Source organism: Bradyrhizobium sp. STM 3809, assembly GCF_000239795.1.
In the GTDB taxonomy this organism is placed as follows: domain Bacteria; phylum Pseudomonadota; class Alphaproteobacteria; order Rhizobiales; family Xanthobacteraceae; genus Bradyrhizobium.
In genome coordinates this window covers 1-12,219 of record NZ_CAFJ01000778.1, presented here as the reverse complement: position 1 = coordinate 12,219, position 12,219 = coordinate 1, and the positions used below count along the sequence as shown (strand labels likewise).

Below are 12,219 nucleotides of genomic sequence, written 5' to 3'. Positions count from 1 at the left end.
CCGGATAAAAATTAATGTCAATATTACCCGGGTGAATATTTCGGCTTCAGAGCCGTGTTCCCGCGCCTCGCCGAACTCGTCCTGTCCTGCTACGGAACAGCGCCCGCCACTCGATCCGTTCTTTCGGGGACTTCATGCTCACCGTTCACCACCTCAACAATTCCCGCTCGCAACGCGTGCTCTGGCTGCTCGAGGAGCTCGGGGTGCCCTACGAGATCATCCGCTATGAGCGCCAGCCCGACATGCGCGCCCCGAAGGAGCTGCGTGCCATCCATCCGCTCGGCAAGTCGCCGGTCATCACAGACAATGGCAACACGGTCGCGGAATCCGGCGCCATCGTCGAATACCTGGTCGAGACCTACGGCAATGGCCGGCTGATCCCGCCGCCGAAGACGCCGGAGCGGCTGCGTTATTCCTATTGGCTGCACTACGCCGAGGGCTCGGCCATGCCGCTATTGCTGTTGAAGCTGCTGTTCAACATCATGCCGAAGCGCGCGCCGGCGCTGCTGCGTCCGATCGTGCGCAAGGTCTCGAGCCAGGCGCTGACCACGCTGGTCAACCCGCAGCTGAAGCAGCACATGGCGTTCTGGGAAAGCGAGCTGCAGAAGAGCGACTGGTTCGCCGGCAATGAGTTCACCGCCGCCGACATCCAGATGAGCTTCCCGCTGCAGGCCGCCGCCGCACGCGGCGGACTGGATCAGGGCCACCCGCGGGCCATGGACTGGCTCGCCCGCATCGAGGCGCGGCCGGCCTACAAGATCGCGCTGGAGAAGGGCGGCCCGTACGAGATCGGCCGCTGATCGCTATTTCGCCGCCGTGGCCGGCGTCTCGGTCGCGGCGATCACCTCGCGCACCAGCCGGGCGACGCCCTTGATGTCGCCGTCCGGATCGATGGAGTCGCCGAGCCGGACCACCACCATGCGCTGGCTCGGCATGATCACGATGCGCTGGCCGAGCAGGCCGAAGGCGAAGAAGGCGTCACGCGGAATACCCGCGCGGGCGCGGCCCTGGGCGTGGATGTGCTGACTGCGGTTGGTCCAGAGGCCAGCGCCATAATCGGTGTCGAGTGTCGCCGCCGCCGACATCGCCACCCAGCCCTCGGGCAGGATGCGCTGGCCGCCGACGACCCCGTCGCCGAGATAGAGCAGCCCGAGCTTGCTCCAATCGCGCGCGCTCGCCAGCATGTTGGCGAATCCCTGCAGCGTGCCCGAGCCGTCGAATTGCAAGGTCGCGCTGCGCATGCCGAGCGGGCCGAACAGCTCGCGCCAGGCGAACTCGATGGTCTGCTCCGGTCCGCCGGCCGCGTCGCGGATGATGCGGGCGAGGATCTGCGTCGATGCGCTCGAATAGGCCCAGCGCTGGCCGGGCGGCGCCATCAGCGGCGCATTGACGACGAACGCGGCCATGTCGCGATGAATGTTCATCTGGCTCGATGCGTCGAAGCCGGAATTGGTCTCATCCAGCGCCAGGCCGGATGTCATGCGCATGAGCTGCTCGATCGTGATGTCGTGGCGCGGATCGTTTGCCTCCCGCCATTCCGCAACCGGCGCCGGAATCGCGGGACTGAGCCTGCCCTGGCGCGTCATGATGCCGAGCAGCGCATTGGTGACCGTCTTCGTCATCGAGAAGCCGATCAGCGGCGTGTCGACCCCGATATTCGCCGCGTAGCGTTCGGCGATGAGTCGGCCGTCCTTGACGACCACAACCGCTTTGGTGCGGCGGAACGGCGGGCTGGCGGGTTCCTCGAACGCGTGATCGAGCGCGGCCTTGAGCGCGGGATCCGACGGCTCGACGACAGCGGCCGTGGCGAACTCAGGGAGCGTCGGCGGCGGCAGCGCCGCACGCAGCGCGGCGACGTCGGTGTGCGGGACGTAAGGCGGCTTCTGGCCCTGCGTCGACACACAGCCGAGGCCGTCGTGATAGGTGGCGCGGCTGGCGTGCAGGCCGAGCAGCGAGGCATCGACGTAGCGCATGTCGGGCTCGACCCGATAGCGCATCATCGCCCGCAACCGGCGCACGCCGGGGCGCTCCATGGTCTCGGCAAAGGTGGTCTGTGGATCCAGACCGGACACGAAGGTCTTGGCGCAGATCATCTCGGCGACGGCTGACGTCGCCGCGCGCAGCGCGCGATCGGGACGATAGGTGAGCCAGCCCGCCACCAGCAGACCCGCGAACACCAGAAGGCCGACCAACAATCTGCGCAAATTCACCAGGGCGCCCGAAACCGTCTGACGGGCAAGCCACGCGGCGCCCTCGCCTCGTTCTAACCCGGCGCGAGCACATCGCCAACGGAGTGACGCCGGGAAAGGCGCTCGGGACGCGGCGGCAAATCGTCATCCGGTCATGCGCGGAACCGGCCGGCCGGATACGAGTACCCGAACCCTAGCGTCCCGCCGCCGTCGCCCCCTTGCTGCGCGGGTCGGGCGCGCCGATCAGACCGTCGGCCGTCACCAGGATCGAATTGGCGGAGGTCCGCCCCATCGGCTCCTCGATCCTGTGGCCGCGTGCGCGCAGATCGGCCAGCACGTCGTCGGCAAAGCCCTTCTCGATCCGCACCTCGTCCGGCATCCATTGATGGTGCAGCCGCGGCGCGGCGACGGCCTGGCGGACGTCCATCTGATAGTCGAGCACGTTGACGATTACCTGCAGCACGGTCGAGATGATGCGGCTGCCGCCGGGCGAGCCCGTTACCAGCACCGGCTTGCCGTCCTTGAGCACGATGGTCGGCGACATCGAGGACAGCGGCCGCTTGCCCGGCCCCGGCAGGTTGGCCTCGAAGCCGACCAGGCCGAAGGCGTTGGAGGCGCCGGGCGCGGCGGTGAAATCGTCGAGCTCGTTGTTGAGCAGCACGCCGGTGCCCTCGGCGATCAAACCGACGCCATAGGGGAAGTTCAGCGTGTAGGTGTTGCTGACGGCATTGCCATCATCGTCGACCACCGAGAAATGGGTGGTGTTGCTACCTTCGCGCAGCGGCTTGATGGCGAGGACGTCGCCGGCGCTGGTGGCGCGGGCCGGGTCGATGCTCGCGCGCTGCTGGGCCGCATAATCCTTCGACAGCATCGCGCGGACCGGCGCGTCGACAAAGGCGGGGTCGCCGAGATAGCGGGCGCGGTCGGCATAGGCGCGCTTCATCGCCTCGATCAGGAGATGCAGCGACGCCGGGGAGCCCTGCTTCAGCTCATTCAGCTTGAAGCCTTCGAGGATGTTGAGCATCTCGACCAGCACGGTCCCGCCGGAGGACGGCAGCGGCATGGAGACGATGTCATAGCCGCGATAGCTGCCACGCACCGGCGTGCGCAGCACGGGCTGATAGGATTTGAGATCGTCCGACGTCATGATGCCGCCGGCGGCCTGGATCGCCTTGGCGAGTTTTTCGGCAACCGGCCCCTCGTAAAATCCGCGCGGACCCTGCTCGGCGATGGCGGTCAGCGTCGCCGCGAGGTCGCGCTGCACCAGCCGGTCGCCCTCCTTCAGCACGGTGCCGTCGGGACGCATGAGGATTGCCGCCGTCGATGGCCATTTCGCCAGCCGCGGCGCCATCATCGGCAGGGTGACTGCGACGTCGTCGGCGACGGGAATGCCATCGCGCGCCAGCACGATCGAAGGCGACACGAGCTGCGCCAGCGTGAACTTGCCCGAGCCGTATTTCTCCAGCGCCAGCGCGAGGCCGGCCACGGAACCGGGCACGCCGATCGACAGCGCCGAGTCGCGCGACTTGGCGTTGTCCGGCTTGCCGTCGGCGCCGAGGAAGACGTCGCGCGTCATCGCCTCCGGCCCGGTTTCGCGGTAGTCGATCGCGATGTCCTGGTTGCCTTTGGCGAGGTGGATGACCATGAAGCCGCCGCCACCGATATTGCCGGCCACGGGGTAGGTCACCGCCATCGCGAAGCCGGTGGCGACCGCCGCGTCGACCGCGTTGCCGCCCAGCGCGAGAATGCGCTGGCCGACCTCGGCCGCGATGCGCTCCTGCGCCACGACCATGCCATGCGCCGGCGCCTGCACCGGCGCGGTGACGTTGGGCGGCTGCGGAATCTCGGCCGGCTGAGGATCGAGCGCATGCGCCGGCCAGCACCCGGCCAGCAACAGCATGACACCTGCAAGGAGCCGTCGTCGATCAATCGTGAACAGGGTCATCGCATTTCTGCCGCTGCTGACATCCGCCTGGGATCGTCAGATGTTATAGCGCCGCATTGCCGACGTAAAACGCGACCCCGTGATCGCCGCGAGATTCGACGGCATGGTCGTCGCGAGGGCGACGGCGAGCTCGCAGAGGATTTGCATGGCCGTCACCACGATGGAAACCACCGAGGCCGCTGAGCGGCGCAGCTATCCCGGCCGGATGGCGGTGGTCAGCTGGATCTTCTTCGACTGGGCGGCACAGCCCTATTTCACCTTGATCACGACCTTCGTGTTCGCGCCCTATTTTGCCGCCCATGTCGCGCCGGATGCGGCGAGCGGCCAGGCGTTGTGGGGCTTCGCCACCGCCGCGGCGGGTATCGTCATTGCGCTGCTGTCGCCGGTGTTCGGCGCCATCGCCGACGCGACGGGCCGGCGCAAGCCGTGGATCGCCGCGTTCGGCGCGATGCTCGTGATCGGTTCCAGCCTGATGTGGATCGGGCGTCCCGGCGCGCCCGAGTTGATCCCGCCGCTGCTCGCGGTCTATGTCCTCGCGACCATCGGCGTCGAATTCGCGACCGTGTTCAACAATGCGATGATGCCGACCCTGGTGCCGCCCGAGCGCATCGGCCGCCTGTCCGGCACCGGCTGGGCCACAGGCTATATCGGCGGCATCCTGTCGCTGGTGCTGGTGCTGGGTTTCATGGCCGCCAATCCCGCAACCGGCCGGACCTTGTTCGGGCTCACCCCGCTGTTCGGGCTCGATCCGGTGACGCATGAGGGCGACCGCGCATCCGGCCCGCTCACCGGGCTGTGGTTCATCGTGTTCGTGCTGCCGATGTTCCTGTTCACCCCGGACTTCCCGGCGCGCCACCGGCTCGGCGCCGCCGTGCGCGAGGGCCTCGGTCAATTGATGGAGACGTTGCGCAGCCTGCCGCAGCGGCGCGACGTCGCGCTCTTCCTGATCGCCAACATGATCTACACCGACGGCCTGGTGTCGCTGTACGCGTTCGGCGGCATCTATGCCGCGGGCACGTTCGGCTGGAATACGATCCAGATCGGCACCTTCGGCATCATCCTCGCCGCCGCCGGCACGCTGGGCGGCTGGCTCGGCGGCAAGCTCGACGACCGGCTCGGGTCGAAGCGCGTCATCGCCGGCAGCATGACGCTCCTGCTGTTCGCGATCATCGCGATCCTGCTGGTGAGCCGAGACTCGATCCTGTTCATTCCGGTGTCGCCCGCCGTGCCCGGCGGACCGCTGTTCGCGTCGTGGCCGGAACGCGCCTATCTGCTGCTCGGCTGCGTGATGGGCGCCTGCGGCGCGCCGCTGCAGGCGGCCTCGCGCTCGCTGCTGATCCGCATGGTGCCGAAGGAGCGCGTCGCGCAGTATTTCGGTCTCTTTGCGCTCACGGGGAAAGTGACCTCGTTCATCGGCCCGCTCTTGATCGGCATCATCACTGCGGCCACCGCGAGCCAGAAGGCCGGCATGGCCGCGCTGGTGCTGTTCTTCGCGGCGGGCCTGGTGCTGCTGGCGCGGGTGAATCCGGGCGGCGGCGCGGGGCAGAGCGCCTGAAAATCGCTCCGCCGTCATTCCGGGGCGTCGCGGAGCGACGAACCCGGAATCTCGCGCCTCAGCTCTGGATTCCGGGTTCGCGCTGCGCGCGCCCCGGAATGACGGTGTGCCTAGTGCCGGAAGTGCCGCACGCCGGTCAGCACCATGGCGATGCCGTGCTCGTCGGCGGCCTTGATGACCTCGTCGTCGCGCACCGATCCGCCGGGCTGGATCACCGCCGTGGCGCCGGCCTCGATGCAGGCGAGCATGCCGTCTGCGAACGGGAAGAACGCGTCGGAGGCGACCACCGAACCCTTGGTCAGCGGCTCGGCGAGCTTGAGCTCGGCGGCGGCATCCAGCGCCTTGCGCGCGGCGATGCGGGCCGAATCGACCCGGCTCATCTGGCCGGCGCCGATGCCGACGGTCGCGGAGTCCTTGGCGTAGACGATGGTGTTCGACTTGACGTGCTTGGCGACGCGGAACGCGAAGCGCAGGTCGCGCAGCTCGGCGTCGGTCGGCGCCCGCTTGGTGACCACCTTCAGCGCCATGTCGTCGACCACCGCATTGTCGCGGCTCTGCACCAGCAGGCCGCCGGCGACGGTCTTGGCGGTGAGGCCGGCCTCGCGCGGATCGGGCAGGGCGCCGGCGAGCAGCAGCCGCAGGTTCTTGCGCGCGGCGATCACCGCGATCGCCTCCTCGGTGGCGTCGGGCGCGATGATCACCTCGGTGAAGATGCCGGTGATGGCGCGCGCGGTCGCCGCGTCGAGCTTGCGGTTCATCGCGATGATGCCGCCGAAGGCGGAGGTCGAATCGCAGGCCAGCGCCTTCTGATAGGCGGTGATCAGGTCGGGACCTTCGGCCACGCCGCAGGGATTGGCGTGCTTGACGACGACGCAGGCCGCGGTGCGCGCCGGGTCGAACTCGGCGATGCATTCATAGGCGGCGTCGGTGTCGTTGATGTTGTTGTAGGACAGCTCCTTGCCCTGCACCTGCCGCGCGGTGGCGACGCCCGGGCGACGGCCCGGCAGCGCGTAGAACGCCGCATGCTGGTGCGGATTCTCGCCGTAGCGCAGCGGCTGGATCAGCTTGCCGCCGAAGGCGCGATAGTCGGGCGCGTCGTTCTGGATGGTCGCGGCGAACCAGTTGGAGATCGCGGCGTCGTAGGCGGCGGTGCGGGCATAGGCCTTGGCCGCGAGCCGGCGGCGCAGCAGCAGCGTGGTCGAGCCATCGTGCCTGGCGAGGTCCTCGAGCACGGCCTCGTAGTCGTTGACGTCGACGACGACCGCCACGTCCTCGTGGTTCTTAGACGCCGCGCGGATCATCGCCGGACCGCCGATGTCGATGTTCTCGATGCAGTCGCTGAACGGCGCACCGCGCTCGACCGTGGCCTCGAAGGGATAGAGGTTGACGACGAGCAGGTCGATCGGCGCGATGCCGTGGGTCTTCATCGCTTCCGCATGCTCGTCATTGCCGCGGATCGCCAGCAGCCCGCCATGGACCTTGGGGTGCAGGGTCTTGACGCGGCCGTCCATCATCTCGGGGAAGCCGGTGAGGTCGGAGACGTCCTTCACCTTCAGGCCCGCATCGGCAATCGCCTTGGCGGTGCCGCCGGTGGAGATCAACTCCACGCCGCGCGCGGCGAGCGCGCGCGCGAAATCGGCGAGACGGGTCTTGTCGGACACGGAAAGAAGAGCGCGACGAACGGGACGAAGCTGGTTGGTCATGGCGGGCAGAATCCTGTTGCAGGAGGTTCGGTTGCCCAGGCGCACGGCGGTCGATCCCGCGCTCCCCGATGGTGCTCCATCCAAAGTCGCCAGTCGCGCGAGAGCCGCGCTCATAGCAGCTTTTGGCCCGCGCGACAACGGGGAGAGGTGCTTTTCAGCTCGCAGCCATGGCGGGCGCCGCGCTCACGATGGTGCGCTGATCGAGGCAATCTCCGCCGGCATAGGCGGTGCAACCTCTCCCCGCTCTTTGCGGGGAGAGGTCGGATTGCGCAGCAATCCGGGTGAGGGGCATGGCACATACGAGGCCCGGATGACGACCCGTCGGACGGCTACGTCAACTTCGCACCGATGGTCAGATTCGCGAGCCGACTAACTATCAGCTGGCCGCGCTGACAGCAGATTGAGTTCACGGCATGGAAGCTACAGCACCCGAGCCGCTGCCCCTCACCCCAGCCCTCTCCTCGTGAAGAACGGGGAGAGGGAGCAGGCGGTCATCGCGGCAACAGCTCGCGTCGCGTTTTGCAGTTGCCCGAGGAACAAGCGAGCTGACCCAGCAACTCAGTCCAGACTAAACTAATGAGTTCGCAATCCCCCGGAAGAAAACTGCGCGCTAACCAATCATTAGGGTCCGTTGCGCCGCGGTTAACGGTTCCCGCGCGGTCACGAAATATCAACCCTAATTATTAGGGTTAAGCGCTGCTTAAACATTTGGTGCGATTGTACGGCCGTCAGTTGTGATGTGGGGCCCTTTCGAACGCCTCACCGGCCAAAGGGACGAAGCCAATGCGTAGCGTTAAGTCTTTGATCGCCGCCGGAGCGGCCTCTCTGTTTTCCACTTTGGCCTTTGCGGCCGACATGCCCATCGCGCCCCCGCCCGTTTACGCGCCGCCGCCCGCGGCCGATTTCGGTGGCTGGTATCTGCGCGGCGACATCGGATTCAGCAATCAGAAGGTCAAGGACGTCCACTACAGCCGCGAGTCGGCCTATACGCCGATGACCTCGTTCCAGCAGACCTCGGACTTCGACGCCGCCGGAATCTACGGCGTCGGCGTCGGCTATCGCTTCAACAGCTGGTTCCGCGCTGACATCACCGGCCAATACCGCGGCAATTCGAACTTCAAGGGCACCGATCGCTTCAATGCGACGGCGGGCGGCGTGCCGTATAGCGGCATCGACAACTACACCGCCAGCAAGTCCGAATGGCTGGTGCTGGCCAACGCCTATGTCGATCTCGGCACCTGGTGGTGCGTGACGCCGTTCATCGGCGCCGGCGTCGGCGGATCGCGCGTGACGATCTCGAACTTCACCGACACCGGCATCAACAACCTGCCGTTCACGACGACGAGCTTCGCCACCGCGCCGACCTCCTCGAAGTGGAATTTCGCCTGGGCGGCACATGCGGGTCTGGCCTACAACGTCAACCCGAACCTCGTGCTCGAGCTGGCCTACAGCTACGTCGATCTCGGCCAGGGACAGACCGGCGTGCTGTCGACCTACACCGGCACGACGACCGGCAACATCTTCAAGTTCAAGGACATCACCTCGCACGACCTGAAGCTCGGTGTGCGCTGGAACTTCGACAATCCGCCGCCCCCCCCGATGCCGCCGCTGATCCGCAAGGGCTGAGCCCGGGCGCTTTCCATTGCTGCACTGATCGAACGGCGCGGGTCTCCCGCGCCGTTCTGCTTTTGCCGGACCACTCATCGATGCGGTGAAAGATTTCATTCGCGACGTCGCGCGACAACGAATGATTAAGGTTAACGCGCAATGATCGGAACCGAGAGTTCAAGTAGCTGATTGGAGCGTTGCAATGCGTAGCCTGGTGGTGGCGGTTTCGGTGTGCGGCATGGTCACGGCTGCCCAGGCCGCGGATTTGTCCGACCTGCCCATCCTGAGGGGCAGCGTGACGGATGGCCTCAACAACTCACGGGTCAACTGGGACGGCTACTACGCGGGCGTCCAGGGCGGTTATGGTTCGTCCGACGAGAACTTCAACGGTTCGACCAGCACCATGACCGCGGCGGTGCTCGCCAATACGCTGATCGAGAGCCAGATGCAGGTCTCGGCTTGGAACATGAACCTGGGTAAGCAATCGTCCCGCTCCTCGGGCTTCGGCGGCTTCGTCGGCTACAACAGCCAGTGGGACGACGTGGTTCTCGGCGTCGAGGCGAGCTACATGCACGGCAAGTTCGGCGGGATGGCCTCCTCGACCCGTGCGCTGACCAGCGCCAGCGCGCTCTCCGACGGCAACTATCACAGCGTGAGCTCGACGCAGTCGTCGCAGATCTCGATCAAGGACATGGCGACCATTCGCGGTCGTGCCGGCTACGCGCTCGGCTGCTTCCTGCCTTACGCCTTCTTCGGCCTCGCGCTCGGCAATGCCGACATCGGCCAGACCGTGACGGTTCAGGACAGTGTCAGCACGACTCAGCTCGGTACCTACACTGCGCTCGCGCCGCTCAGCGCCAACAACATCCAGCACAACCATCTGATCTATGGCTACAGCGCCGGCCTCGGCGTCGACGTCAATCTGGTCGGTGGTTTGTTTGCGCGAGCCGAGTACGAATACATCCGCTTTACCTCGACCGTCGACACCAGCGTCAACACGGTGCGCGCCGGCCTGGGCTACAAGTTCTGAGCCGGTTCGAAAACTGATGCCCGTCACGATTCGCCCGGCGCAACGCGAGGACGTCGGCGCCATCGTTGCGATGCTTGCCGATGATCATCTCGGCCGCGCCCGCGAGCGCATCGAAGAGCCGATGCCTGCTTCCTACTTCACGGCGTTCGACGCCATTGCGGACGCCGATAACATCACTCTCGTCGTCGCCGAGGAGGCGGGCAGGGTGGTCGGCTGCCTGCAATTGTGCATCCTGCCCGGGCTGAGCTCGCAAGGCGCGTCGCGTGCGCTGGTCGAGGATGTCCGCGTCGCCGCCGACCGCCGCAGCCTGGGCATCGGCGAGCAGCTGCTGCAATGGGCGATCGCCGAGGCGCGCAGGCATCGCTGCAATCTGATCGAACTGATGACGCATCAGAGCCGCGTCGATGCCCAGCGCTTCTACGAGCGGCTCGGCTTCGCCAAGAGCCATTTCGGCATGGTGATGCGGTTCTGACGTTCGTCAGCCCGGCAATCGATACGCTGCGGCCGCATTCCGGCCGAACGCCTTGTCGCGCACGTCCGGACCGAGCCGCAGCAGGCACTGCTCGAGCGCCTGCTTGATCTCGCCATAGCTGCCGGCGAGCAGGCAGACCGGCCAGTCCGTGCCGAAGATCAGACGGTCCGCGCCGAAGCAGCTCGCTACATGCGTGACATAGGGCTGTAGCCGTTCTGCATCCCAATCGGTCCAGACAGCCTCGGTTGCGAGCCCCGACACCTTGCACCAGACGTTTCCGTTCGCCGCCAGCGCCGCGATGCGATCAGCCCACAGCTGATCGAAGCCGGTCGCAATCGGCGGCTTGGCGGCGTGGTCGAGCACGAAGCGTCCCGGTGGGAAATTGCGAGCGGTCGCGATCGCCGCCGGAAGCTCCCGGGTGCGCACGAGCAGATCGTAGGTCAGGCCGTGCGCGATCACGCTTGCGAGGCCGCGCTGGACGTCCCCGCGCAACAGCCAGTCCGCATCGGCCTCGTCGTGGACCTGATGACGGATGCCGACGAGCTTGTCGCCGCCCGGAAGGCCGCGCAGCCGATCGATGGTGCTGCCCACCGCGGCATCGGTGAGATCCACCCAGCCGACGACGCCGGCGATGAAGGGCGTGGCATGAGCGGTGCGCAGGAACTCTTCCGTTTCGTCCAGCGACGATCGCGTCTGCACCAGGATGCTCGCGCCGAGTCCGTTCGCGGCGAGCAGCGGCGCGAGATCGGCGGGGCCGAACGGGCGGCGGATCGGGGCCAGCGCGTCGCCGGCCATCCATGGGTAGTCGGCGCGCGCCGGGTCCCAGAAATGCTGATGCGCGTCGATCGTCCGGCTCATGCCGCATCTCCCGGCAGCGGCGCGCGCGCGTCGATCAGGTTGCTGTCGCGCAGTGCGCGCCAGAAGGCGGCGGGGATCGGGGCCTGCGCCAGCGCGACGTTGTCCGCCGCCTCCTGTGCATTGCGGGCACCCTGCAGGCCGACGGTGACGGCGGGATGGGCGAGGCAGAACTGGATCGCGGCGGCCTTGAGCTCGATGCCGTGCTGCCTGCACAGCGCGTCGAGCTGGCGGGCGCGGGCGACCAGGGCGGCGTCGGCATCCTCGTAGTTGAACTTCGGCTGGCGATGCGGATTGGCCAGGATGCCGCTGTTGTAGATGCCGCCGAGCAGAATCGCGATGTGCTGTTTCCGACAGATCGGGAACAGGCCGTCCAATGCGCCCTGATCGAGCAGCGTGTAGCGGCCGGCCAGCAGGAAGCAGTCCACCGGCGCGACCTCGGCAAACCGCATCAGCATCTCCGACTGGTTCATGCCGGCGCCGATCGCCTTGATGCTGCCGTCGTCGCGCAGCCGCTGCAGCGCGCGGAAGGCGCCGGCGACCGCCTCGTCGTAATGATCGTCGGGATCGTGCACGAGCAGGATATCGATGCGATCGAGGCCGAGCCGCACCAGGCTCTCCTCGACCGAGCGCATCACGCCGTCATAGGAATAGTCGAAACGCGGCCGCAACGGCGGCGCGCCCTTGTAGTGCGGATCGTCCGGTGCCGTCGGGTCCGGGCGCAACAGCCTGCCAACCTTGGTCGAGATGACGTAGCTGTCGCGCGGTTGCTGGCGCAGGAACGCGCCGAGCCGCTGCTCGGCCAGGCCAAAGCCGTACAGCGGGGCGGTGTCGTAGAAGCGGACCCCGCGTTCCCAGGCCG

10 protein-coding genes and 1 riboswitch are annotated in these 12,219 nt (G+C 67.1%); of the genes, 5 read left to right on the top strand and 5 right to left on the bottom strand.

The annotated features are described in order from the left end of the window. The first annotated feature begins 134 nt into the window (after positions 1 to 134). Positions 135 to 800 carry a glutathione S-transferase family protein gene (locus BRAS3809_RS33060; protein ID WP_008966365.1) on the top strand — a complete coding sequence of 222 codons (666 nt, stop codon included), beginning with the start codon at positions 135 to 137 and terminating at the stop codon, positions 798 to 800. A gap of 3 nt (positions 801 to 803) precedes the next feature. On the opposite strand, the gene BRAS3809_RS33055 is transcribed toward BRAS3809_RS33060, so the two are convergent. Both BRAS3809_RS33055 and ggt read right to left on the bottom strand, forming a co-directional pair. Further along, a complete protein-coding gene (locus BRAS3809_RS33055; protein WP_008966364.1) occupies positions 804 to 2,195 on the bottom strand; it encodes a serine hydrolase domain-containing protein in 1,392 nt (463 codons plus the stop codon). Positions 2,196 to 2,382: 187 nt separating this feature from the next. Then, entirely contained in the window at positions 2,383 to 4,089 is a 1,707-nt protein-coding gene (ggt, locus tag BRAS3809_RS33050; protein WP_008966363.1) for a gamma-glutamyltransferase, read from the bottom strand. 190 nt (positions 4,090 to 4,279) lie between these two features. Here ggt and BRAS3809_RS33045 point away from each other — a divergent pair, with 190 nt between their 5' ends. Then, a complete protein-coding gene (locus tag BRAS3809_RS33045) occupies positions 4,280 to 5,689 on the top strand; it encodes an MFS transporter (RefSeq protein WP_008966362.1) in 1,410 nt (469 codons plus the stop codon). A 110-nt stretch (positions 5,690 to 5,799) separates the two neighbouring features. On the opposite strand, the gene purH is transcribed toward BRAS3809_RS33045, so the two are convergent. After that, positions 5,800 to 7,392 (bottom strand): bifunctional phosphoribosylaminoimidazolecarboxamide formyltransferase/IMP cyclohydrolase, encoded by a 1,593-nt coding sequence (purH, locus tag BRAS3809_RS33040; protein ID WP_008966361.1) that lies wholly within the window; start codon positions 7,390 to 7,392, stop codon positions 5,800 to 5,802. 26 nt (positions 7,393 to 7,418) lie between these two features. After that, positions 7,419 to 7,499, bottom strand: a riboswitch (ZMP/ZTP riboswitch). 676 nt (positions 7,500 to 8,175) lie between these two features. On the opposite strand from purH, the gene BRAS3809_RS33035 reads away from it, so the two are divergent. The 3 genes from BRAS3809_RS33035 (at position 8,176) to BRAS3809_RS33025 (ending at position 10,502) form a co-directional block, all read left to right on the top strand. Next, positions 8,176 to 9,018, top strand: a complete 843-nt coding sequence (locus tag BRAS3809_RS33035; RefSeq protein ID WP_083839218.1) for an outer membrane protein — start codon at positions 8,176 to 8,178, stop codon at positions 9,016 to 9,018. Positions 9,019 to 9,202: 184 nt separating this feature from the next. Next, the gene (locus BRAS3809_RS33030) at positions 9,203 to 10,030 is read left to right on the top strand and encodes an outer membrane protein (protein WP_170323368.1); all 828 of its coding nucleotides are present in this window, start codon (positions 9,203 to 9,205) and stop codon (positions 10,028 to 10,030) included. A 16-nt stretch (positions 10,031 to 10,046) separates the two neighbouring features. Next, positions 10,047 to 10,502 carry a GNAT family N-acetyltransferase gene (locus BRAS3809_RS33025; protein ID WP_008966357.1) on the top strand — a complete coding sequence of 152 codons (456 nt, stop codon included), beginning with the start codon at positions 10,047 to 10,049 and terminating at the stop codon, positions 10,500 to 10,502. A 6-nt stretch (positions 10,503 to 10,508) separates the two neighbouring features. Here the strand turns inward: BRAS3809_RS33025 and BRAS3809_RS33020 are convergent, their stop codons facing one another. Then, complete coding sequence (locus BRAS3809_RS33020; protein WP_008966356.1) at positions 10,509 to 11,360, bottom strand: amidohydrolase family protein; 852 nt, start codon at positions 11,358 to 11,360, stop codon at positions 10,509 to 10,511. Further along, positions 11,357 to 12,219: aldo/keto reductase (locus BRAS3809_RS33015; RefSeq protein WP_035660210.1), on the bottom strand; the 863-nt coding region annotated here is incomplete at its 5' end. The genes BRAS3809_RS33015 and BRAS3809_RS33020, both read right to left, overlap by 4 nt.